This is a genomic window from Pseudomaricurvus sp. ABR4_320, assembly GCF_056159445.1.
Genome location: NZ_JBSWVF010000011.1, coordinates 16,713 through 39,660, shown reverse-complemented (window position 1 = coordinate 39,660; position 22,948 = coordinate 16,713). Strand labels below are relative to the sequence as shown.

At 48.5% G+C, this 22,948-nt stretch carries 22 protein-coding genes; 10 read left to right on the top strand and 12 right to left on the bottom strand.

What is annotated here, in order from left to right; all coding sequences use genetic code 11:
• Window positions 1-55 precede the first annotated feature (55 nt).
• The 4 genes from ACXAFR_RS19485 to ACXAFR_RS19470 all read left to right on the top strand — a co-directional run bounded on the left by ACXAFR_RS19485 (window position 56) and on the right by ACXAFR_RS19470 (window position 2,022).
• Window positions 56-490, top strand: coding sequence for a hypothetical protein (locus ACXAFR_RS19485; protein ID WP_475179859.1), 435 nt, complete (start codon window positions 56-58; stop codon window positions 488-490).
• Window positions 491-673: 183 nt separating this feature from the next.
• Entirely contained in the window at window positions 674-1,321 is a 648-nt protein-coding gene (locus tag ACXAFR_RS19480; protein ID WP_475179857.1) for an RNA polymerase sigma factor, read from the top strand.
• Complete coding sequence (locus tag ACXAFR_RS19475; protein ID WP_475179855.1) at window positions 1,305-1,616, top strand: hypothetical protein; 312 nt, start codon at window positions 1,305-1,307, stop codon at window positions 1,614-1,616. The genes ACXAFR_RS19480 and ACXAFR_RS19475 overlap by 17 nt, the downstream gene beginning before the upstream one ends.
• Before the next feature lie 4 nt (window positions 1,617-1,620).
• On the top strand, window positions 1,621-2,022 hold the full coding sequence (locus tag ACXAFR_RS19470) for a hypothetical protein (RefSeq protein ID WP_475179853.1): 402 nt from the start codon (window positions 1,621-1,623) through the stop codon (window positions 2,020-2,022).
• Window positions 2,023-2,181: 159 nt separating this feature from the next.
• On the opposite strand, the gene ACXAFR_RS19465 is transcribed toward ACXAFR_RS19470, so the two are convergent.
• On the bottom strand, window positions 2,182-2,817 hold the full coding sequence (locus ACXAFR_RS19465) for a hypothetical protein (protein WP_475179851.1): 636 nt from the start codon (window positions 2,815-2,817) through the stop codon (window positions 2,182-2,184).
• 382 nt (window positions 2,818-3,199) lie between these two features.
• Complete coding sequence (locus ACXAFR_RS19460; protein ID WP_475179848.1) at window positions 3,200-4,243, bottom strand: porin; 1,044 nt, start codon at window positions 4,241-4,243, stop codon at window positions 3,200-3,202.
• 52 nt (window positions 4,244-4,295) lie between these two features.
• Here ACXAFR_RS19460 and ACXAFR_RS19455 point away from each other — a divergent pair, with 52 nt between their 5' ends.
• Window positions 4,296-4,454: a hypothetical protein gene (locus tag ACXAFR_RS19455; RefSeq protein ID WP_475179845.1), complete on the top strand. Its 159-nt coding sequence runs from the start codon at window positions 4,296-4,298 to the stop codon at window positions 4,452-4,454.
• Window positions 4,455-4,505: 51 nt separating this feature from the next.
• On the opposite strand, the gene ACXAFR_RS19450 is transcribed toward ACXAFR_RS19455, so the two are convergent.
• The 8 genes from ACXAFR_RS19450 to ACXAFR_RS19415 all read right to left on the bottom strand — a co-directional run bounded on the left by ACXAFR_RS19450 (window position 4,506) and on the right by ACXAFR_RS19415 (window position 14,335).
• Window positions 4,506-6,443: a TRAP transporter permease gene (locus ACXAFR_RS19450; protein WP_475179843.1), complete on the bottom strand. Its 1,938-nt coding sequence runs from the start codon at window positions 6,441-6,443 to the stop codon at window positions 4,506-4,508.
• 8 nt (window positions 6,444-6,451) lie between these two features.
• A complete protein-coding gene (locus ACXAFR_RS19445; RefSeq protein ID WP_475179841.1) occupies window positions 6,452-7,390 on the bottom strand; it encodes a TAXI family TRAP transporter solute-binding subunit in 939 nt (312 codons plus the stop codon).
• 200 nt (window positions 7,391-7,590) lie between these two features.
• On the bottom strand, window positions 7,591-8,589 hold the full coding sequence (locus ACXAFR_RS19440; RefSeq protein ID WP_475179840.1) for an ABC transporter substrate-binding protein: 999 nt from the start codon (window positions 8,587-8,589) through the stop codon (window positions 7,591-7,593).
• Between the two features lie 83 nt (window positions 8,590-8,672).
• Window positions 8,673-10,100, bottom strand: coding sequence for a sensor histidine kinase (locus tag ACXAFR_RS19435; RefSeq protein WP_475179838.1), 1,428 nt, complete (start codon window positions 10,098-10,100; stop codon window positions 8,673-8,675).
• Complete coding sequence (locus ACXAFR_RS19430; RefSeq protein ID WP_475179837.1) at window positions 10,087-10,764, bottom strand: response regulator; 678 nt, start codon at window positions 10,762-10,764, stop codon at window positions 10,087-10,089. The genes ACXAFR_RS19435 and ACXAFR_RS19430 overlap by 14 nt, the downstream gene beginning before the upstream one ends.
• 295 nt (window positions 10,765-11,059) lie before the next feature.
• On the bottom strand, window positions 11,060-11,662 hold the full coding sequence (locus tag ACXAFR_RS19425; protein ID WP_475179835.1) for a DUF2057 family protein: 603 nt from the start codon (window positions 11,660-11,662) through the stop codon (window positions 11,060-11,062).
• Window positions 11,663-12,073: 411 nt separating this feature from the next.
• Window positions 12,074-13,117 carry a porin gene (locus ACXAFR_RS19420; protein WP_475179834.1) on the bottom strand — a complete coding sequence of 348 codons (1,044 nt, stop codon included), beginning with the start codon at window positions 13,115-13,117 and terminating at the stop codon, window positions 12,074-12,076.
• A gap of 222 nt (window positions 13,118-13,339) precedes the next feature.
• Window positions 13,340-14,335 carry a TRAP transporter substrate-binding protein gene (locus ACXAFR_RS19415; protein WP_475179832.1) on the bottom strand — a complete coding sequence of 332 codons (996 nt, stop codon included), beginning with the start codon at window positions 14,333-14,335 and terminating at the stop codon, window positions 13,340-13,342.
• Between the two features lie 220 nt (window positions 14,336-14,555).
• Between ACXAFR_RS19415 and ACXAFR_RS19410 the strand changes: the two genes are divergently transcribed.
• The 5 genes from ACXAFR_RS19410 (at window position 14,556) to ACXAFR_RS19390 (ending at window position 20,410) form a co-directional block, all read left to right on the top strand.
• On the top strand, window positions 14,556-16,403 hold the full coding sequence (locus ACXAFR_RS19410) for a sensor histidine kinase (protein WP_475179830.1): 1,848 nt from the start codon (window positions 14,556-14,558) through the stop codon (window positions 16,401-16,403).
• Window positions 16,404-16,418: 15 nt separating this feature from the next.
• Entirely contained in the window at window positions 16,419-17,762 is a 1,344-nt protein-coding gene (locus ACXAFR_RS19405) for a sigma-54-dependent transcriptional regulator (protein ID WP_475179829.1), read from the top strand.
• Between the two features lie 203 nt (window positions 17,763-17,965).
• Window positions 17,966-18,508, top strand: coding sequence for a TRAP transporter small permease (locus tag ACXAFR_RS19400; protein WP_475179827.1), 543 nt, complete (start codon window positions 17,966-17,968; stop codon window positions 18,506-18,508).
• Window positions 18,505-19,899 carry a TRAP transporter large permease gene (locus ACXAFR_RS19395; RefSeq protein ID WP_475179825.1) on the top strand — a complete coding sequence of 465 codons (1,395 nt, stop codon included), beginning with the start codon at window positions 18,505-18,507 and terminating at the stop codon, window positions 19,897-19,899. The genes ACXAFR_RS19400 and ACXAFR_RS19395 overlap by 4 nt, the downstream gene beginning before the upstream one ends.
• 118 nt (window positions 19,900-20,017) lie before the next feature.
• Complete coding sequence (locus ACXAFR_RS19390; protein ID WP_475179823.1) at window positions 20,018-20,410, top strand: DUF2288 domain-containing protein; 393 nt, start codon at window positions 20,018-20,020, stop codon at window positions 20,408-20,410.
• 29 nt (window positions 20,411-20,439) lie between these two features.
• Here the strand turns inward: ACXAFR_RS19390 and ACXAFR_RS19385 are convergent, their stop codons facing one another.
• The gene (locus ACXAFR_RS19385) at window positions 20,440-21,723 is read right to left on the bottom strand and encodes a cobyrinate a,c-diamide synthase (protein WP_475179822.1); all 1,284 of its coding nucleotides are present in this window, start codon (window positions 21,721-21,723) and stop codon (window positions 20,440-20,442) included.
• A 508-nt stretch (window positions 21,724-22,231) separates the two neighbouring features.
• Window positions 22,232-22,711, bottom strand: a complete 480-nt coding sequence (locus tag ACXAFR_RS19380; RefSeq protein WP_475179820.1) for a hypothetical protein — start codon at window positions 22,709-22,711, stop codon at window positions 22,232-22,234.
• Between the last annotated feature and the right edge of the window lie 237 nt (window positions 22,712-22,948).

Below are 22,948 nucleotides of genomic sequence, written 5' to 3'. Positions count from 1 at the left end.
ATAGATCTTTGACGATATTCGTCCAACCTCCTGAAATTAAACCAGGAGACTAACGATGATCAGTAACTCTCGATTCAAACCTTCCATCAAAGCCATTCTATTGGGCGCATTGTTAACATTTCCGGTACTCTCTACGGATAGCTTTGCCGATGACGGACCCGCAGATTTTAAGGGCTACGCAGAGACTCTGAAGTCTCGTCTAAATCTGACACCAGAACAGGCGTATGCGGTAGAAGACATCGTGAATGGCGTCAAAGAGCAACAGCAACTTATTTTGGAAAAAAACGGAATTCCTGTAAACAATCGCCCTGAATTAACGCGGCGGGAAAAATGGGAAATTGCCAAAGAAATGAAAGCTGTTCGCAACGATGCCAGTCAAAAAATCATTGCGCTACTTACAGATGAACAGCAGGAGGTATTCGATGAGGTTCAGAAAGAAAGACGAGAACAGTTTAAGAATTACCTGTTAGAACAACGACAGTCGCAGTGAACATTTTATAAAGCGGAATAAGCCTTTACGAACCCGTTAAAGTAAATGGTGGTACAGAGAGGCATATCGATTGCGGCAGGGATGCTGTATCGAACTTATATAGATGCCTTCACCCTACGCTTTTACGCAATTCACTCAACGCAACTTACTCAATAGAAATCCATGAGAACTCAATAGGCGGCTATGGTTTTTAATCTTTTTGACTATCGACTATGGCTGTTTGCCATGGAAATGTCCTCCTCAATTTGCAGTACCGATGAAAAACTGGTGGCAGAGTCTCTTGCAGGCAATACAGGAGCCTTTCAGACACTGGTTGAACGGTATGAAGGTATCGTTGCGAAGACTGTTTACGGCATGTTAGGAAATTCCCACGCAGATGCCGATGATATCGGGCAGGAGGTCATGTTACGGCTCTATCACTCCCTCGATCGTTTTAGGGGAGACGCCAGCCTAAAAACCTACATTACGCGTATTGCGATGAACCTATGCCTGGATACTCTACGCAAAGAAAAGCGTAAACGACGTTGGCTGACACCACTATGGCGAGCCGATGATGATGCCATCGAACCCGTGAGCAATGACGTTCAACCGCGAGATATAACGCACATTGAATCGTCATTGGCTATCAGTCAGGTGGTCGAACGGTCTTTATCAATGCTACCCACAGAGCAGAGAAGTGTACTAATTCTACGCTTGCTGCACGGATACTCCACCGAGGAAACCGCTTCGATGCTCAACATCGCAAACGGCACGGTACTTTCCCGATTATCCAGGGCTCGTGCAAAATTTATTCAGCAATTGGCACACTACGGTTATGACTTTGAAAAATGACGCCGACACCGTGATTACTCGCACACTGTCTTCTGAAGTGAGGTCTTCCTTTGCGCCTGGATTCAAGGCGCGGGTTATGGAGAGAATCAATGAACAACAAATGCCCCTGGATCATGCATTATTCGCCCTGTTTCGACGTACGGCTTTACCATTACTCATCACATGCGGTCTATGCCTCGGCATTAATTGGTCCAACGCGCCCGATCAAACCGATCACTCTCCCATCGTTTTCGTGGAAACCTTGTTCGGAATCCCCCCTTTAAACATTGATACAGCTGTCGACTATTCGGAATAACGTTATGCCACTACCCACGACCCACCGCAAAGCAGCTGCAATCCTGATAATCATATTCCTATTGGGGGGCATCATTGGCAGTGCAGTCACCGGAATGCTCATTAGAAATCGCCTGGACGCCCTAAAAGACTTCACTCGTGCAGACGGGTTTTCAGATCGTATTTTAAATACAATCGGACCAATAGAGCCTTACGCTCGGGCACAGGAAGTGGAATCGATCCTCAAGCACTCTGGGTCATCGATAGAAGCCATGACGCAAGATTACAAAACGCGCTATGTGAATACCATAAAAGCAATGGAAGGCGAACTAAAACCTATACTTACACCTGAAGAATGGAATCGCTGGATAGATGCACGTGATAGATTTCGCAGCAGAGTTCTCAGATCTCCCAAGCCTGCGGAATAAAAGTATAGCTCTGTCTATTCACAGCCATCGAATTTCGCAAAATCACTTTTTCATCTAAGTAAATTACAATGAATAGGTTAAAAAATACGCCGTAAATACATCCTTTTTGGCTCGGAACAGAGTCCCTGCTGACACTTGTCTGCCGCACGGTATATTCATTTATTTCAACGGATTGGTATATCGGCGCCAATCCAAAAAAATCGCTAATAGCAACCAGAGGCCAAGTATCAGGATTAAAAGCCAATCGCTTTCGGCAACGTACATAACCTGCTCACTCAACAGTGATGTCGCAGAAATCAGCATCAAATAGTAGGGTAGGTTTAATAAACCCGCGAGCCAAACAACTTTACTCGATCGACCGCTTGCGCCCTGAGCCACCATAAAAAACGCCAATGAATTTATGTGTATCATAGCGAGAAGCAATTGCTTGGCAGAGACTTCCCCGCCCTCGCCTTTGCCCCCTATCACATAACGGCCCAGGTAAAAATTTATAAAAGACGCCAAAGTTGCAGCGGCCACCATGGCTATAGTTAACCATAGAATATCTTGCCAAGAAGGCTCGGCAAGAACTACTAGAACGACCGCAAAAAACTGCCCGGGAAAATAAAATCCGATATAGACAATGGCTTCAAGGAGGATAATTAAAAAAATCAGGAGGTTAGAATACCCTTCAAACGATGAGCGCAATGCCTCAAGTAACGCCATCCCAGGAGGAATAACCTGCCAATGGATCAGCGCTCCTAGAATCAATACCGCCACCAGTGCGCTGGCGGGCAAGCTGGAGTAGTATTTCATCAGTGGTCGTCGACGCCTGTCTTTGTCGTGGATCTACTGTTACGGCAAAAACCCGCCAGAAGCTCACCCTCCCATGTCCAACTCAACCATCTGTAAGATTGAGCTGGCGGTTATCACCACCAGCAGGACATCTATGGGATGTCACTGAGATCAACGCTTATCAAGGCTCTAGACCTACATCTAGAGGGATAACCAGCCAACAGATCGCCATCTTCTACAGCGGCAAAAAGAGCATTATTTAACCCACTCTTTTTGCCGGAGGCTCACGCATGCCACAAAAAATCTAGGAAGGTTTTCTTATCTTGCGTGGACGCCCCCAATAGGCGCTAACAGATCGATGACGATTTTGCGCAACGAATACATAACTGCAGTTTTGGGTCAATTAGAAATCTGCACGCACACCCAACTGAAGCTCTGACATATCGGCCCCCGAAGATGTTGTTGGCTTACGCCCTTCATCATTGGCGAGATCTTCATAAGAGACCCAGACCCGGTACTTCTTACTCAGAAAACGAACATATTCGACCTTAATAGAATCGACGTCACCACTGTCATCACAACTGTCTACGGCGTATCGAGTATGAACCATATTGCTGCCAAAAGTGTAACTGCCATATATCCCAGAACTCGATCGATCTTCGCCAACACAACTATTTATTCCATTTGCATTATCTTCAATGGACGCGTCGCGTAAACGAACATTTCCTGTGGCGCTACCCGCATAGAGGTCGTAATCTTCGTCAGCTAGATGCGTGAAAGCGGAAAGAGTTACTTGATCAGTTACTGTCCACCAACCACGAAAGCCGATCAAACTTCCGGTATTATCACCTCGCTCATCAGCAGAATAAGCAGCCTGCAACTTTACAGGTCCCACTTCGTATTCGCCGCCAACCTGAAACTGATCAAAGGAATCCCCATCTTGCCCTTTGGTTTGGGCACCAATACCGAGTGAGAAATTACCACCTTTATAATAATATTGAATTAAATCGTCATCTCGAATAGCCCCTTGTCGAACGCTGTCCAGGCCATCACTAAAATAAGCACTACGAACATAAGAGTGCCATAACAACGTCTGGGAACCGTAATAAATCTCCCCCCAATTACCTGTCAAACCAACCATCGCCAATCTGAGTGTAGGATCTCCATTTTGTTCAACATCGACCAGGTTATCCGATCGAATTCCATATTCGACTTGAGCTGTCCCGGTCAATGTTTCGTTGATAGGAAGTTCAGCCTTGATGCCAACTCGACTCAAATAGTCGCGGCCATTTGCACCGTCATCCTTGGTATCAGCATCCACATTATCGATACCCAAACGAATAGAGCCGTAAAAATCGACGTTGGACTCTTCTTGAGAGAAGGCTCCGCTAGACAGACCTAAAAACACTGTTGAGCACGCAAAGGAATACATCTTTATGAGTTTCATGAATATTTCTCTTAGCTATTGTTATGAAATGAGAATCTCCGGAGCGTCTCCAATGACACTTCAGCCCCGCCAGTTTCTGGAAGGCGATAGCCTTTTACAGAAACCTTCTTTCTGGATCAGTCAGTATCGAAACTCCGGAGATGCTACTTTGAGAGGCAGTAAAAAGAGTTCATTTACTGCCATAGAACACGCCGGCCGTATCATCCTTTAAGCAACGGAGAGATCGACAAGCCATCAAAAACCAATCGATCTCTTCGGGCCTTTATGACAACTTTGGATCCGGCAATGGATGATGCCTGCCTAAGACGTTGATACAAAGACCAACGAATATCAGCAAGCCTACACCTCGGGCACCCAATACCAACGGAGAAGTGTTAGAGACGGTATCGGGCCAAGCAATCAGGAGCGCAGCGATAACAAACAAGACTCGCGTTAACGAAGAGAGGTTCTCCCTCATCCAGCCTGAAAACCCGATACTCATGGATATGGTTGCCAGTGACGCTAACACGATCGCAAGTACAATATTGAGCGCACTACCGATTAGCAGTATTCCGGGCATGGTAACGAAGAGAAACGGCACCAATAGTTTAACAAACCCAAGTCGCATGGACTCAAAGGCAGTCTCATTCGGTTGCGCACCAGAAATGGTTGCTGCCGCATAGGCCGCCAGTGCGACCGGAGGAGTAATTGCTGAAACCAAACCAAAATAGAAGATAAACATATGAGCCGATATTGGTGCCATACCCATTTGAGTCATCGCGGGGGCGACCAGCACTGCCAACAACAGATACGCCGCTGACGTTGGCAAACCCATTCCCAGAATAAACGAGGCAACTGCAGTTAGCAGCAATACAGCCCAGAGATTACCCCCTCCAATATCGACGATAAGCCCGGAGACCATTAACCCCATACCAGTGAGGTTCAAAACACCGATAATTACACCGGCGGAAGCCACTGCTGCGACAATTGGCATGGTTGCTGTCAATGTTTCGCGACACGTCGCAATAAGATCTAAAAGATTGACTCTCGTCGCCGCTTTCCAAGGACTGACCAGCAAGCCGACAATAATACCAACGACAGCGGCCTGAGTTGGAGATCGGCCCGCAACCATAAATCCAATCAACGCCATCAGCGGGAGTAGTAAATAGCCCCGTTCACGCAAGGTTACGATCAACAGTTTAAGGCCTGCATCTCGATCCTTTTCAAGGCCCAGACGTCCAGCTTCCAGTCTTACCGAGATCAGCAATGCCAAAAGGTATAACAGTGCTGGTACTAGCGCAGCAAGTGCGACTTCCGCATAGGGGATACCAATGATCTCCGCCATCAGGAAAGCCGCTGCTCCCATGACCGGGGGCATGATTTGACCCGCGGATGACGCGGCAGCTTCGATTGCTCCGGCGAGTTTTGGGCTATAGCCTACTTTTTTCATTAACGGAATAGTAAATGTACCCGTCGTCACCACATTGGCAACGGCACTTCCGTTAAGAGACCCCAGCAAGGCACTGGAAAGCGCAGCGGAGAGACCAGGCCCCCCCTGAACACGGCCGGTTAGTCCTCGGGCAATATCAACAAATACCTCACCGGTTCCAACTTTCGTCAAGAGAGCACCAAACAAACCGAAGAGGAAAATATAGGAAACGGCTACGCCCATGGGAGTGCCATAAACGCCTTCGGTTGAGAGCAGCAGAGTTGATGTCAGGCGAGAAAAATCATAGCCGCCATGGCCATACTCTCCGGGAATTAAGTAGCCAAAATAGGCGTACAACAGCGCAATTGACATCAGTACAATCAATGCCCTTCCGACCGCAAGCCAGACAAAGACATAGGCCACCAACATCAGCGCCGCGAACACCCAGATATCCGTTGGAACGGACATAGCTCCGCGCATGACAATATCAATGTAGGAGTTCCAGAGATAAGGTCCGGGGATAAGCGCAATAATCGACAGAGCATAGAGAACAAGTCGAACAACAAGGTTTTTACGACCTAACGCGAAATAGGTTAAGGCTGCCGCAGATACCAGAGAGAAAAAGAGTGATCTAAGTATTAAGGCAGTGATACCTCCATAGTAGGCTCCGTAAAGTACCAGTGCAGCGACAGTAACAGCAACACAGGAATATATCGCAGACACGATAACTTGTTCTTTACCTCCCGCGTACGGTGACGCGAGAAGTAAGTTTTTCAACGTTGTCCGTTCCATGACGACTCCTACTGACCTTTCGCTTCAGAAAAATACTTTTCAGCTCCAGGGTGTAGAGCGATCGGCGTCGAAGAAGCTGTGTCTAGAGAAATGTTAGCCGCTTGTCGATGCACAGCACCAAGCTCGCCCAGATTTTCAAAAATGGACTTGGTGATGTTATAAATTTTCGTTTGATCTTCTTTACCGCTGGTAAACAGAATTGCCGGATCATTAATAACCAGTGCTGGCGCCTTCATATCGGTATAGGTATCAGCAGGCAACTCATAAGGCTGATAAAAAGGGTATTTTTTCGTCAGAGAATCTAAGACTTCGCGATCAGCCGAAAGTAACGTCATGGACTTTTGTGAGTCCAGATCAATCAGCGCGGCCGTGGGCGCCCCCGCCAAAACCACGGTTGCATCGACCTGCCCATTTACCAAAGCCTGAACACCTTCCGTGTAGGAGAGAAATCTCGGAGTAATATCAGAAAAAACGCCATACTCTTCGAACAAGCGCGTCGCTAATAACGCGGCATTACTGCCTGGAGGCCCCATGCTGACACGCTTACCTTTCAGATCTTCAAAGGAATCTATTCCCTTGCCATCGATTGTCGCCACCTGCAGTACAGCGGGATAGAGATAGGCGATGGCTGCCACATCAAGGGCACCACTGACTTTGAAAGGCCCCTCGCCCTGCTTGGCTTCATATAAGGTAGAGGACGACGAAAGCCCTAGTGTCATCTGCCCGGAGGCCACTCGGTGATTGTTTTCCACCGACGCTCCAGTCACCTCAGCTCGAGCTGTGGTGTTTTCCATATGCTTGTTTAGAACGTCTGAAATACCAGCACCAATGACGTAAAACAAGCCACCTGTACCACCGGTTCCAATTGAAATACGTTCGGCTGACAAGACGGGCCCGGCGAACAGTGAAGCAGCCAGGGTTGCAGCTAAAAGTAGACGTTTACGCATGGTTATCTCCTGCATATCGCTTTTATGTTTATTTTGTGAGAGCGCCTATATCACACTCTATTGGGGAGTTCTCGTCCTGAACAAGGTGGCAGACTCATATACCGCCATCTTTTTCTAAAGATGCTCCCCATACCACCTGGAAAGAGTCATTTGACGCCAGGCAGGGAGCCAGTATAGACATAGAACCTTTCAAGAACCTGTCACGGAGATATCTGCGATTCCTGAGGAATCAAATGAGGCATGGCGCTGTGCCACTCATCGAGGAGAAGCCTGCGCTTGGCTTTATCGGTTTGCAGCAGCAGTTCCAATCCCAGAGGGATGGGTTTTAACAGGCTCGGCATCGATGTTAATGGCGCTTCGCCTTTCCCACCCTTAACAATTACAGGTGTTAAACTGGAACGTTCAGAGAGTATTTTCTGGCCGTCATCAGACAGGAGGAAGCGAAGAAAGGACTGCGCCGCATCTGGATTCTTCGTTGTTTTTGGAATAAATGCCGTACGAGAAATCAGCGTTGTGTAATCGGCAGGCTGTACCGGAACAATCCAGGGAGCTTCCTCCGATAAGGCATGGGAGTATGACCCAAGCGCATTGTAAGCGATGAATATCTCGCCTCTTTTAAGCGCCCTAAGCATGTCTGTTGTTGTTTGATAGAGCCTTGAATGATGAATACCAAAAGCCTCTAAAAGACGTTCATAGGTTCTGGACAGCTGACTATCATAGGACCAGGCAAGATAGCCCAAACCTGTCGATTCTATGTCAAGAAGCCCAACTTTCTCATCCAGCAAGTGTCCTTTCTTACGTAACAGCTCAAGCAGTTGATCGCGACTCTGAGGCAAGGGATCCCCAGAGAGAATATCGGTATTTATTGCGATGACAATTGGGTCTAACGCATAACCAAAGAGCTCATGCCTCCATTGAATTCGCTCAGGCAGTCGTTCATAGGAATCGGAACGGAAAGGCATCGCATAGCCATCGTTTACCAGCTTTATTTGTAAATGCATCGCCGGGCTTAGCATTAAATCAGGTCGTTTATATGGACTTTTCAGAAAGTCATGATAAAGCTCGAGACTGTTAAATTCTTTATAGTGAATCGTGATGTCCGCCCGACGCTCTAAAAATGCATCGATAACCGGACGAATCTCTCTTTCGTCAACTGCTCCGTGTATCGTTAATTCTATGCGAAGGTTTGTGTTCTCCACGAGATCACCAGCTGCAAACAATCGTTGCGAACTGCCAAAAAACACCACACTAAAAACAAGAAGGAGCCGCAGTATCACGTTAGTCAGCCTCTATCGTTTTCGACACTGGGAAATACCACCTCAACAATTAAGCCCTGAGGGTCATTATCCTTTAATCGAAAACTGGCATGATGATGCTCAGCCACCTCTTTCGCAATCGCAAGCCCCATTCCTGTGCCCGGATGTACGTTGTCGGATGCGCGAAAATAACGTTCAAAGATGTGCTCCTTGTCGCTATCGCTGACCCCCATACCATGATCTCGTACTTGCAGAACAGCCGCTACCATAGACTCGTTGGGACAAGCCTCTAATGATACTTCCACCACCGATTGCGGCGGGCTGTATTTAACGGCATTCTCAATAACGTTTCGGATCATTTGTTTAAGAGCAAAATCATCACCCTGAACACGGATGTCCAACTCCCCCTGATATTCAATTTCGACATTCTTTTGCAAGGCCGAAACCACAACCTCTCGACAGACGTCTTTTGTCAATTGCGTGAGAGAAATCCGTTGCAATGGTTCACTTTGAAAGCGGTGGGTTAACCTTGCCTGATTGAGAATGTGGTTTACGGTTTCTGTTAGCAAACCGCTGCTTTCCACAATATGCAAGAGCTGCTGCTGTCGCAGCGACTCATCTTGCTCTTCATAAGCATTTTGTGCCTGTGAACTTAAGCCCGCCAATGGCGTGCGAATCTGATGTGCCGCTTCGGCGCTAAACCGCTTCAAACGTTCCAGGGTGCTACGTTGGCGAACCATTGATTGGTTGATTGCTGAAACCAGAGGACTAATTTCTTTGGGCACCTGCGAACTCAAAGGTCTTAGGTCCATTGGTGAACGAGTATCCAGCTCCCGCTTCAGCCATTGCAAGGGCCGTAGAACCCGCCAAATGCCAAACATCATTAACAGCAATGTCACACTGAAGATCAACAGTAGAAACTGAAAAACAAGCCAGTTCATCTCCTCTGCTAATTCATTGCGGGCTTGCAGTGTCTGCCCTACGACGATAAAGACGTCTATCGAGCGCTCAGCGTCAATCAGTTGCTTCACCATGACAAGGAAGCGAACCTCTTCACCACTAAACGGCACATTGTAAAAATAAGGTGTAAACGAATCCTTCTCGAGTCGGACCTTTTCCAGAGCGTCAAGAGGAATTTCGGGAAGATTGGTGTAACCGGTTAAAACGTGTAAGTCCGGTCCCAATATGGAATAGAAAGCCCTGTCCTCTGGCGCCATGGCCAAGGTTTCAAACGCAGAACGCGGTAAATCTATAACAACTTTCTGATTGAGCATGTTGATATTTTCTGCGATTTGCAGCGCCGAGCCAATCAACAATCGATCAAAGGACAATCTCGCCGCACGACTGGCGTAGAGGCTCGACGTCCACACGACGATACCGTTGACGACAAGCAGGACGATCAGCGTTAGAAGTAATAATTGACGCCGAATCGAATAACGTTTAGGCCTCGCCATCGACCTTATCCAAAAGGTATCCAAGACCTCTGATGGTTCGAATGTTTAAATCACTGCTCTCCAGCGATTTTCTCAACCGAGCGACATAAATCTCAATAACATTGGGGCTGGGAAATTCATCGCCGCTGTACAGATGCTCCATAAGCACCTCCTTGCTGAGTACTTCACCGGAGTGCCCCATAAACACTTCCAATAAGCGATATTCGCGAGGTTTAAGACTTACGGCTTCTCCCTCGACGGTCACCAGACACGCCTTCGTATCAATGCGGACGTTTCCATACTCGATAAAATTCTGAGCTTGCCCCTGACTACGGCGTAACAATGCTCGACACCGAGCCAGCAGCTCTCCAAAATCAAAGGGCTTTGTCATATAGTCATCAGCGCCCAAATCCAACAAAGCAATTCGATCTTCAACCAGATCGCGGGCGGTTAGAATCATGACCGGCGTTGCAATTTGTCGTTTGCGAAGATTGTCGAGAACGCGATCTCCAGTCATATCGGGCAAATTCAGATCGAGAATCAACAAATCGTAGCTGTACATGTCGATAAACTGACGCGCCCCCTCACCAGTAGCAGCCAGATCTACACCATGTCCCTCACGGCGAATTCTTTGGGTTATCGCTTCTGCAAGAACCTTATCATCTTCAACGACCAAAATACGCATGGTGGTATCTATTCACCTCGTGGATTGCATTCTTACAGGGACGAGCGTTGCTTGAGCTAATAAAAGTATAAAGGATGCCACCCTGATTCGAGCAGAAAGGCAATATGGCGCAGAGAGAGGGATACATGCCAGAGCCACGAATAGAAGAACTGGTTGATACCCAGAAAATTGACTATACGAATCTCAAAGCGTCCGCCCCGCCACGGACAACGCCGTGAAATCCAGCCGCCCGGTAGCTGGCGGCAGGTTAACGCAGTCTGTTTTTTGAAGCCAGAGAGATTCTCGAGAGAATGATTTAGCGGCTTTGCTCAACCCACTCTAGAAATTCCTTGCGCTCGGCGTCGCTGGATTGTGACCAATAGAATTTGAGACCAGTAACCACCGCGCTATCACCGTCATTGGCGGGAATACTGGCTCTCGCGGTGCCTGTACTTCCAACGGCGGCAGATGCAGCTGTGGGAGCAGGCGAAGTGTCCAACATCCGCTCAATCATCGTGGGCTTTTCCGGGGCCAACTCACCATCAACGCGTGCAATCTCTGACGCCTCATCTGTCAACCATATTTCCGGAGTATTCTGCCAATCCGACGCCTCTTCACGATTGCTGGGCTCGCGATACTCAACGCGATATGCTTTGCTATCGAGGAACTCGGCATCGATCAGTACGGGGCGCCACTCAACCAGATATCCCACCTCGTCCTGAGTATTCCAATTCTTTAAATAACGCAGCTCTAGCCGATGCTGGCCCTCTGATACATTTAACACATAGTCACCAGACATCAAGCTGGGTGCATCAACTTCGGCACCATCAACGGACAGCAGATCCAGCTCTGACGGGATAGTTACAACGACAGGCCCCTGCCCGACTTGCGGAGTTTCACCAAAACCCGACGATCCCATCGAAGAACACCCAGAAAGCACCCCCAAAAAACCAACTGCCAAGAAAACACCTGATATCAACTTATTGTTATTCATCATCTGTTAGGAACCTGTCATTACGTAAAGACTTAAACAATAAAAGTAGCATTCAGCAAATGAAGGCTGGAATCAATACCTTTGTCGTCAAAACAAAAAAAGCCCTGCTCCCACAAAGGGAGGCAGGGCAAAAGAGGTTGAGCCTCGACTGCTGCAATCCAACCATCACCAGAAAATTCAAAAATTCGGCCTCTCCTTAGCAATCACCCCTCCTTGGTCATTGTATCGATAATTGATATCAGAAAATCGTCTGGCTCATAGATATGGATTTCACTCACAAGCAGCCTGACTTCCCCTTATTAGGGAAATCAGGACTCCTCAACGCATTATTGCGGGTTAGAAATCTGCGCGAACCCCCAACTGCAACTCTGACATATCTGCGCCAGAAGACGTGGTCGGCTTGCGGCCATCATCGTTAGAGAGATCTTCGTACGCAACCCATACACGATACTTCTTGCTCAAGAAACGCACATACTCAACTTTAACGGAATCGACATCGCCACTGTCATCACAACTGTCTACCGCGTAGCGAGCATGTACCATGTTGCTACCAAAGGTGTAGCTGCCGTAAAGGCCGGAACTAGAACGGTCTTCGCCGACACAACTATTAATTCCATTAGCATTACCTTCAATGGAAGCATCGCGAAGGCGAACGTCGCCTGTAGCGCTACCGGCATATAGATCGTAATCTTCGTCTGCCAAATGGGTAAATGCAGACAGTTTTATGCTGTCAGATACCGTCCACCAGCCTCGGAAGCCCAAAAGGCCACCCGTGTTGTCGCCTCTCTCATCGGCAGAATACGCAGCCTGCAGCTTCAATGGGCCTACCTCGTATTGACCACCAATCTGGTACTGGTCAAAGGAATCACCATCCTGACCTTCAGCCTGCACACCAAGACCAACTGAAAAATTGCCAGCCTTGTAATAGTACTGGACCAGATCATCGTCACGAATGGCGCCTTGGCGCACACTGTCTAAACCATCGCTGAAGTAGGAACTGCGAACATACGTATGCCAAAGTAACGTCTGGGAGCCGTAGTAGATTTCACCCCAATTGCCTTTTAGACCAACCATCGCCAAACGCAAGGTCGGATCACCATTTTGCTGAATATCAACGAGATTGTCAGATCTCAGACCATATTCAACTTGCGCGGTACCTGTCAGAGTATCGCTGATCGGTAGCTCAGCCTTAACCCCAACACGACTCAGATAGTCGCGACCATTGGCGCCATCGTCCTTCGTATCTGCATCGACACTGTCGATACCCATGCGTATAGAACTATAGAAATCGACCTTTGGATCCTCTTCTGAAAACGCTGATGTAGACATTCCCAGTAAAGCCGTAGAACAGGCCAAGGTACAGATCTTTCTTACATTCATGGAGTTTCTCTCAACTATTGTTATGTAATGAGTACCTCCAGAATTTCTGCAATAACATCCACAGCCCCGCCAGCTTCCGGATTGCCATATGACACTCCCGTCGAAACCTTCTTTCTGCGAACATCAATGCCTAAATTCTAGAGGCGCTCCTTTGGTGGGCAGCGGGATTAGATCCAGCACTGCCATCAGACTTACCTTTTAACTGTAGCAGCTAGCTGACAATTAGTTGCTGCTTGCGGGCGCATTATTGGCACTCATCGCCGCTTCGATCATATCTGCACCGACGTCTTTCTCGAATTTCTTCCAGACTGGGCGCATAGCATTGACCCATGCTTCGCGCTGCTCAGGTGTCAGAGTATGGATTTCAGACTTACCAGAATCTGCGATCGCTTGACGATCACGAGCCTCGTAATCGAACGCCAGCTGATTGCCATATTCAATGGCTTCGTTAAGAGCAGCATTGATTTCGGTACGCAGCTCTTCCGGCAATCCCATCCAGAACTCAGCAGATGTCACAACAAGGTAGTCCAACAGACCATGGTTGGTTTCAGTGATATGCTCCTGTACTTCGTAGAACTTCTGAGAGTACATGTTAGACCAGGTATTCTCCTGACCGTCGATTGCCTTGGTTTGCAGAAGTGTAAATACCTCAGCGAAAGGCTTCTTCAAAGGTACCGCATCCAACTCCTCGAACTGCTCCTGAAGCACGTCAGAAGTCATAATGCGGAATTTTTTGCCCGCAGCGTCTTCAGGAGTAATGATTGGATCGCTGGCAGAAATTTGCTTCATACCATTGTGCAGATAGCCCAAACCAACGAGACCTTTCTTACTCAGAGAACCGAGCAAAGACTGGCCAGCCTCACTCTTCTGGAAGCGTTCTGTCGCCGCCAGATCGTCGAACAGGAAGGGCAAATCGAAGATTTGCAGTTGCTTGGTGTACTTTTGGAATTTTGACAGTGCAGGTGCGGCCATTTGCACATCGCCGAGCAACATGGCTTCCAGAACTTTGTTGTCACCGAACAGCTGAGCGTTTGGGTAGATCTCTACCACAACCTTTCCCGCAAGACGTTCGTCAACCAGTTCCTTGAACTTGACCGCCGCTTGTCCTTTCGGTGTATTTTCGGCAACAACGTGTGAAAATTTGATTTTGACTGGCGCGGCCCAGCCCACCATCGGGACGAGCATCAGCGCAGTGATGAGTAGCTTGCTAAACTTCATAGGGTTCCTCCAGGGAAATCGTGATTATTATCTCTGCCTTATGAGTCCTGGTTGACGAGTGAGTTATGTCGATTTGACTCATAAACCAGTGGCGAAACAGCGAGTGCAGCGAGCGTGCCAAAACGCTATTATTTGCCTGGAACCGCGCCAGCTGGGGGGTTGAAAGAGAAGCCTCACCAATGCCGCGAAAATAAAACGGGTGGAAGTCGAAACATTTATCGTGAGCAGAATCACTTTTCAGACCCATTCCAGCATCTCTGGTGACGCAGCCAGACTGGTTCGCAGACGCCATTTACTGCTTTTATTGGCTTTTATTTGGCTCGTATCCCTGATCGGCCTCGGCATTCTCAATTGGCGGGAAAATCAAGCGACAGAGCTGGAAAATCTCGAGATGCGCGCCCTTAAACTCTCCGACAGTCTCGAAGCACATCTCTCACAGTTTCGATCTCTACCCAAAATGGTTGCACACATCGCCCAGGTCAAAAGGGTTCTCTATCTGCCGAGCGAAACACAAATGGCAAGAAGCAATGCTTCTTTAGAAGTATTAAATGAAGAACTTGGAACAAATGTCATCTATGTGCTAGATGCCGACGGCAAGACTGTAGCAACAAGCAACTATCGACAAGCCGACAGCTTTCTCGGAAATAACTACAATTTCAGACCCTACTACCAGCAGGCGATTGCGGGCGAGCCCAGTTCTTACCACGCATTCGGTATCGCATCAGGGAAACTGGGATATTATTTTTCTTCTCCGGTATACAATCCGGGAGACACGGAAATCCTTGGGGTTGTTGTAATAAAAATAAATTTGGATTTTGTCGACAGCCTGCTCTCATTGCCAGACCATTCTTATTTAATCTCAGATGCCAACGGCATTATCTTTTTGACATCCGAACGCGATTGGCTTTATCGAACACTGCCAGATGTGAACGATGAAACGAGAAATCGCATTGCGAACAGTCGACAGTATGGTGACCGGCAGCCAGGAAAGGCTTTATATACCCGATCTTCAGACATCACTCGTGAGGTCTGCCATGATGATCACAGTCAGTGCCGAGAATTTCTGCATATTGCCACTCCCCTGCCCCGGGATCACTGGCAAGTTCACATCATGCTGCCACTGCAGTCGCTGATACGAAACAGCGTTTACTTCCTGACACTCTACAGCGCGATTTACTGGCTGCTCATCTATAGCTTTCTATTCTACAGAGGACAAACCCGATACCGGCGTTATCTTGCGGATGAAAAGGATCGTCTGGAAAGCCGGGTGAATTTTCTAACCTCAGATTTGCGTAAAATGAACCAGGAGCTGATGGCTAGCGTCAACCACTATCGCTCCGCGAAAGAAGCTCTGGAGAAGACTCAAGGTGAACTCATACAAGCTGAAAAAATGGCGTTACTTGGGGAGCTGTCCGTCGGCCTCCATCACGAGCTGAATCAACCGATTCTGGCGATCAAAGCCTACGCTGAAAATGGCCGCTTGTTTCTTCAGCGCGAGCAACCTGAGCCAGCTATCCGAAATCTAGGAGAGATCAATAAAATATCAGATACCATGTCGGCAATTATCTCGCAGTTTAAGGTTTTTTCTCGCAAAGAAGTCAAAACCGAGCCGACGCACCTGGAGGCGATCGTCGAAGGCGCCCTGGTGATTATGAAGCATAAACTGCATGGCCAGCGCATCACACTCAACAAAGATTGGCCAGAGCCCCAATCACCGAGAATTAATGCTGGTATTGTTCAATTGCAGCAAGTGGTTGTGAATTTAATTGCAAATGCCATTCAGGCGATGGAAAACATAGAAAACCCCAGTATCGACATTCGTATTTCCAACAGTGAAACTCACGCCATTCTGGAAGTCGCGGACAATGGTCCGGGACTCGGCAACACCAATGCAGAAGAGATCTTTACCCCGTTTTTCACCACGAAACCTCAGGGGCTCGGATTGGGTCTATCTCTATCAAAGCGTATTGTGGAATTACATAACGGCAAAATTTTTGCTAGAACAAGAGAAAATAGTGGAACAATTTTTCAACTTGAATTCCCCATTTCTAACGTTCCTACGAAGTGACATGCAGGTACATTCGTGAAAATATATTTTGTTGACGATGAAGAAGACGTCCGTCTGGCACTCTGTCAATCCATTGAATTACAGGGGTTTTCTGTAGAGGGCTTCCATTCTGCCGAAGCGGCACTGCCCAATATCGACGCCACATTCGACGGCGTCATCATTACCGACTACAACATGCCAGGAATGGACGGTATTGAATTCTTACAGCAGATCAAAGCCATTGACGTGGACATCCCGGTGATTGTTCTTACCGGTCACGCCGATGTCAGCATTGCGGTTGAAGCCATGCGAAGCGGTGCTTACGATTTTCTGGAAAAGCCATTTCCCACCGACACCATGATGGACAGCCTCGCACGCGCGGTTGAAAAGCGGAAGCTCGCCCTTGAAAACCGTGCACTTAAGCTGGAGCTGAGCAGTCAGTCAACGCCGGGGCGCCGCCTACTTGGCAATCATCCTGGTATCCGCGACTTACGCACCACGCTGCTGCGTATCAAAGATGCGCCCGCTGATGTCCTAGTTAACGGCGATACAGGCTGCGGCAAAGAGATGGTGGCGCGCTTCCTTCACAACAGCAGTAATCGACACAACAAGCCGTTTGTCGCCATCAACTGCGGGGCGGTTCCGGAAAGCATGATGGAAAGTGAGCTCTTCGGCCATGAGGCAGGAGCATTTACCGACGCCAAAAAACGCAAAGCGGGCAAGTTTGAGTACGCCAATGGTGGCACCCTATTCCTCGATGAAATTGAGAGCATGCCACCGGCTCTGCAAATCAAGATATTACGTGTATTAGAAGAACGACAAATAGAACGCTTAGGGAGCAATGAGAGTATCCCCATCAATGTCAGGGTGGTGGCGGCAACGAAAGAGGACCTTAAAGAAAAGGCAGACCGCGGAGAGTTCCGTCTCGACCTTTATTATCGCCTTAATGTCGTTGAAGTTCACATTCCTTCATTGCGCGAGCGTCTGTCCGATATTCCTCTGCTGTTTGAGCATTTTGTACTGCTTGCCGCCGAGAAGTTCAGCGTCGAAAAGCCGCCCATCACCCAGCGCCATCTCACCGCACTGTGCCAACACCAGTGGCCGGGTAACGTGCGAGAACTTCGCAATGTCGCCGAATGTTTTGTTTTGCTCGGCGAGCAAAAAGCGTTTCCAGACAACGCCTTATCCGTCAGCAGTCGCGACCTTACGCTGACGGAGCAAATGACAAAGTTTGAAGAGCAGGTCATTCGCAACTGCCTTGAAGAGCACAAAGGGCGTTTAAAGGATGTTCAGGCAGCGCTTGGCATTGGTCGCAAAACCCTGTACGACAAGATGTTAAAATTTGATTTAAACAAGCAGGAATTCAAAGACAGCGAATAATCGCCCTTCGAGTCACTTCCCCCCCGCCCATTTACCAAAATGGGCGAACTCTGAAACATTTCTCACCGAGCCTCCGTTTGAGAAAACCGCCATAGCCTAGTAGCCATCGGTCATAACGTATTTTTTTTGCCTATGGCATGCCGGTTGCTCTATCTCGCAGCACGTTTAACGCTAATAAAAAACGTACCGTCGAGGTGTAAACTATGATAACCAAACTCCTTCATCGACTAGAGGAGACACTGATTGGGGTACTGCTGGTTGCAGTGACTCTGTTGGTGTTTGTCGAAGTCGTGCTGCGCTTTGGATTCAACAGCGGCCTGCACTGGGCCCAGGAAGTCACTCTACTGCTTAATGCATGGTTTGTACTTCTGGGGGCATCTTGGGCTTTGCGCGAGAAAGCCCACATTTGTGTGAATGCTCTGGTCAGAATCCTTCCCCATAAAATTCGCATCGTCACCACCTGTATCGCGATTCTTGCTTGCTTGGCATATGTCGGCCTGTTCACTTACGGCTCCTATATCTATCTGAGCAAGATGAAGATGATCGGCATCGAGCTTGAAGATTTGCCGGTTCAGAAGTGGATTCCGATGAGCGTCCTCTTGATTGGCTTTGGAATGCTTGGCCTGCGGTTACTTGGCATGCTCTGGGATGTCATTCGCAATGGCGAAGTTGAACAGTTCCACCACACCGAAGAGCCGGAAATTGACACGGACTCCATCGCACAGCAATTGGGGGATGCAAAATGACCGCTCTTGTTTTATTTGTCGTACTTCTCGTATGTATTTTCCTGGAGATTCCGGTTGCTATTGCACTCGGCCTGTCTTCAATCATTACCATCCTGATGTTTTCCGGCGACTCGCTGGCATCCATTGCTCTAAAGCTGTTTGAGGCCACCTCAGAACACTACACGCTACTGGCTATTCCATTTTTCATTTTGTCATCGTCGTTTCTTTCTACCGGCGGCGTTGCAAGAAGATTAATCGATTTTGCCACCAGCTGTGTCGGCCATGTGCGTGGCGGCCTTGCGATGGCGTCCGTACTCGCCTGTATGCTGTTTGCCGCCGTTTCTGGATCATCACCTGCGACCGTTGCCGCGATCGGCTCTATTGTGATCGTCGGCATGGTGAAAAATGGCTACCCCATGTCGTTCGCCACCGGAACGGTCAGTACCGCAGGCACATTGGGTATTCTGATTCCGCCATCGATCGTAATGCTGGTCTACGCCGCAGCGACAGAAGTGTCTGCCGCTCGCATGTTCATGGCAGGCTTTATTCCAGGCTTGATGATGGGATTGATGCTCATGATCGCCATCTACATCGTCGCACGTCGTAAAAACCTGCCGTCGCTGCCGTTTCCAGGCTTCAAAGTACTTGCTCGCCACGCCCTAAAAGCTGCAGGCGGCCTGATGCTACTTCTGATTGTGCTTGGCGCTATCTACGGCGGTGTGACCAGCCCAACGGAAGCTGCCGCAGTTGCCGCAGTCTATGGCTTCCTGGTGTCGGTCTGGGGATATCGCGATATCGGCCCTCTCAAGGGTGTTCCATGGCGTAAGGAAGGCGAGAGTGTCGGCGCTGCAGTTGGACGTAATATCTTCCTGTTCCCGATGAGCATCATCCGTTCGGTTTCTCACCCGGACATCGCCAAAGTTGTCAAAGATGCGTCGAAAGTGAGTGTAATGCTGCTTTTCGTTATTGCCAACGCCATGCTTTTTGCCCATGTGTTGACAACAGAGCGCATCCCTCACCAACTGACGGAATTAATTGTTCAGTGGGGACTGCCCGCCTGGGGATTCCTGATTGTCGTCAACATTTTGTTGCTGCTGGCAGGAAATTTCATGGAGCCTTCAGCAATTCTGTTGATCATGGCGCCCATCTTGTTCCCCATCGCCATGCAACTGGGTATCGACCCGATCCACCTGGGTATCATCATGGTGGTCAATATGGAACTGGGGATGTTGACACCGCCGGTGGGACTCAACCTCTTTGTGGCGGCAGGGATTACCAAAAAACCGATCGGCTGGGTTATCCGCTCATGCCTACCGTGGCTGGCTCTGATGCTGTGCTTCCTCGCACTCATTACCTATGTCCCCAGCATTTCCCTATTCTTGCCGGAGTTTATCGACTCACTGCAAAACTGACTTCTTCATACCACTTGCTCCGGCTCCCCGCCGGAGCCTTTTTTACCACCTCTCTTTTGACCTCTTTTCCACGCGCACGCCTGCTACTTCCCCTCCTGATTTACCTTCAACAGTTTCGGTGGATTCCCGTTTTACGGGCTTGATTTCCGTTCAGTTTCAGGCATCCTTGCCCGCGATAACACGGGACCCTACGATGACAGAGACACCAAAACTGACTGATCAACAGCAATTACAACTTTTGAATCAGGAAGCCGGTAAAATTTCTTGGCATGAGCTGGAGAGGTTTTTTGCGGCAGGGCAACTGCGTTACGTGAGCGCCAAATTGGATTTACTCAAGGTTGCACTCGCCCTCAAACAAGACCGAACCGATCAAGTTAGCTCTTGGCTAAACAATGGCTCACTCTCTGAGGTTACCGACGATCAAGCACGTAAATGGCACGAGGACCAGCAGGACTTTTGGAGTATTGTTCTTCGCCCTTATGTCCTGATTCAAGAAATCATAAAAGAGTAGAACTGCCACGGACATCCGACAACGTCAGCTCAAGCAGAAAACCAGGTAATGATTTGTTCTGGATCAGACGGAAAATACCAATGCACAAATGATGCAATCGTTTTTTTATAGCGGTAGATAGGCTCTCCTTCTGCGCCTCGAGACGTCACAGCGTATGAGTCCGGATTGTCCTCTTTGACACTCGCATAGTGAAATGTGTGACCGCGCAGAGGCGATTCGGGCAACCCCTGATAGCCGATGTTACTTAAACGTTCGCCCACCAGTGCAGCACCCGGCAACAAGCCTAACATGCTCCAGTTTTTCTCTCCCCATCCAAGCGAGCCCAACAAATACAGCATACCACCGCATTCCGCCACACAGGGCTTGCCCGCATCGATGTGCCCCCGAATACCTACGGCAGACTGATGAGCCGCGGCAAGGTTATCCGCGTAAGTTTCTGGATAACCTCCCGGAAGATAGAGTGCGTCACAGCTTGGTAAGGGATCATCCGCGACGGGAGAAAAATAGACTATTTCTGCGCCACACCCCATTAGAAAGTCGACATTAGCTGGATACAAAAACGAGAAAGCATCGTCCTTGGCAACAGCGATAACCTTCCCAGCCAAAGCCCCGGACTTCCCGCCTTTCATCTGAAGGTGTAAGGATGGGCGCCTGATGGAGGGGGAAGCCAGCTCCATCAGAGAATCAATCCAACCTTCGACTTTGTCCGACATCACCTGCGCCACAGCCGAGGACGATTCTTGGCTACGCGCATGAATCCCAAGGTGTCGCTCAGGAACAGTGAGCTGTTCATCACGCTCGATCCACCCCAAATAACTCACAGGGTTTTGAACACTTTCTTCCAACATTTGCCCATGTCGACGGCTTCCCACCCGATTGGCGATCGCTGCTACAACTCGAACATCGGGATCAAAGTTTGCCAGCCCGAAAACCAATGCACCGAAAGTCTGAGCCATAGAGGAAGCATTGATAACAATGGCGACGGGAATATCATAAGTTTTCGCCAGACGAGCGGTCGAGAACTCACCGTCATGCAATCCCATCACACCTTCAATCAATACCAAATCCGAAGATTCACCAGCTTTAAACAGCTCACTGGCAATTTCCTCTTCCGACATCATCCAGTGATCAAGATGACGAACCTCAATACCCGTTGACTGCCGAATAAACATGGGGTCAAGATAATCTGGCCCCGTTTTGAACACCGTAAGCTTGACATTTTGCCTCTGCAGAGCAATACAAAGCCCAGCGGTTAATAGTGTTTTACCACTGCCACTTGATGGAGCTGAAATAATTAAATATTTTCCAGTCATTGGACATCCGATCCCATATAGAAGCTCTTAATAATTACTCATGCCGCAATCGTTTACATTGCTTATTTATTCAGCAAATTCTGTTGTTCGGTTATTTTTGCATTGCGCTTCCCGTAACAGCAACTGAATTCAGCTTCCCGAGTGGCTGTTTATTTTGGTCCGAGCTGACCTAGTCCATTCACGCCGAAACTGGCAAATCTTGGCCACAATGATTGAGTCGTTAATTCGATGTTAATCGACAAAGGTAGACTGTCAGGCTATGGGTCGCAAAAGCAAGGGTACAAAGTCTTTGAAATCAAGGCTAGAGATGAACGATAACCTTTAAACGATTAATCGAAGAATGAATGGTCGAAATCCATTTTGGAGGTGAAAGGAGATGATTACGCCTATATTCCCGAGGTAATGACGATAAACGACTGTGAGCCAACGAAAGAGCGATAGGCGTCGGTGAACGTCATGACTTTTTTAAAAAGCCCCGACATTCACCTTAAACCGAACGGCCATATATTTATGCGTGATATTTTCGCAACTGTTCCCGCTCAAACCGAGTAACAAAGGGTTTTTCACCTTTTTCTTGTATTAAAGCGATACCGCCTTCGTACAAATAGGCGACTCCGCGATGCAGAGATATCGTCAACAACACCTCCAGCGGCAGCCTTCTGTCGCCTTCAGCGAGACCTTCAACCGGTTTGCTGACTAAAGTGCCCGTAACCGCCTGAGGATAAAACTCTTCAGTTAAATCAGGCAGCGGCGCCCCCGCCAGAAGTGAAAGCGCTTCTCGCAGAGATATATCCTCCACCAGGTCTGCTTCAATCAGCAAAGGAGGATACTCTGCCCCCATACGCATGGCCCTTAAACCATAGGCTCGACGACAAAACCCAGAGATTTCGACATCATAATGATGCTCGGCACGGGAAGCACCATACTGCTGAATTGAACCAGGCGCTGTAACGGCCATAGAAACGTTGTGTGAAGACAGCTTAGCCATAAGAGGTATCCTTAAAGCAAAAATGGGTTTCAAATGAAAGTGGTATTTGGCAGCTCACAATAGGAGGCCAGTAACAACCACTGCGTTTTCATTGTTTTGTTGCTCCACGACGAAAAATAATTATTCCTTTTCTCGCTTGGGATGCATTCAGCGCCATCTCAGACCCAACCCTTACACCGGTTCTTATAGCGACGACTGATGTGCTCCACAAAAGCTCTGTTCACAATCAAAGACTCG

Bases quoted from the DNA above. Each gene is read 5' to 3' on its own strand.
- ACXAFR_RS19485 (WP_475179859.1), top strand. From the start codon at position 56: ATGATCAGTAACTCTCGATTCAAACCTTCCATCAAAGCCATTCTATTG.
- ACXAFR_RS19480 (WP_475179857.1), top strand. From the start codon at position 674: ATGGTTTTTAATCTTTTTGACTATCGACTATGGCTGTTTGCCATGGAA.
- ACXAFR_RS19475 (WP_475179855.1), top strand. From the start codon at position 1,305: ATGACTTTGAAAAATGACGCCGACACCGTGATTACTCGCACACTGTCT.
- ACXAFR_RS19470 (WP_475179853.1), top strand. From the start codon at position 1,621: ATGCCACTACCCACGACCCACCGCAAAGCAGCTGCAATCCTGATAATC.
- ACXAFR_RS19465 (WP_475179851.1), bottom strand. From the start codon at position 2,817: ATGAAATACTACTCCAGCTTGCCCGCCAGCGCACTGGTGGCGGTATTG.
- ACXAFR_RS19460 (WP_475179848.1), bottom strand. From the start codon at position 4,243: ATGAAACTCATAAAGATGTATTCCTTTGCGTGCTCAACAGTGTTTTTA.
- ACXAFR_RS19455 (WP_475179845.1), top strand. From the start codon at position 4,296: ATGACACTTCAGCCCCGCCAGTTTCTGGAAGGCGATAGCCTTTTACAG.
- ACXAFR_RS19450 (WP_475179843.1), bottom strand. From the start codon at position 6,443: ATGGAACGGACAACGTTGAAAAACTTACTTCTCGCGTCACCGTACGCG.
- ACXAFR_RS19445 (WP_475179841.1), bottom strand. From the start codon at position 7,390: ATGCGTAAACGTCTACTTTTAGCTGCAACCCTGGCTGCTTCACTGTTC.
- ACXAFR_RS19435 (WP_475179838.1), bottom strand. From the start codon at position 10,100: ATGGCGAGGCCTAAACGTTATTCGATTCGGCGTCAATTATTACTTCTA.
- ACXAFR_RS19430 (WP_475179837.1), bottom strand. From the start codon at position 10,764: ATGCGTATTTTGGTCGTTGAAGATGATAAGGTTCTTGCAGAAGCGATA.
- ACXAFR_RS19425 (WP_475179835.1), bottom strand. From the start codon at position 11,662: ATGGGATCGTCGGGTTTTGGTGAAACTCCGCAAGTCGGGCAGGGGCCT.
- ACXAFR_RS19420 (WP_475179834.1), bottom strand. From the start codon at position 13,117: ATGAATGTAAGAAAGATCTGTACCTTGGCCTGTTCTACGGCTTTACTG.
- ACXAFR_RS19415 (WP_475179832.1), bottom strand. From the start codon at position 14,335: ATGAAGTTTAGCAAGCTACTCATCACTGCGCTGATGCTCGTCCCGATG.
- ACXAFR_RS19400 (WP_475179827.1), top strand. From the start codon at position 17,966: ATGATAACCAAACTCCTTCATCGACTAGAGGAGACACTGATTGGGGTA.
- ACXAFR_RS19395 (WP_475179825.1), top strand. From the start codon at position 18,505: ATGACCGCTCTTGTTTTATTTGTCGTACTTCTCGTATGTATTTTCCTG.
- ACXAFR_RS19385 (WP_475179822.1), bottom strand. From the start codon at position 21,723: ATGACTGGAAAATATTTAATTATTTCAGCTCCATCAAGTGGCAGTGGT.
- ACXAFR_RS19380 (WP_475179820.1), bottom strand. From the start codon at position 22,711: ATGGCTAAGCTGTCTTCACACAACGTTTCTATGGCCGTTACAGCGCCT.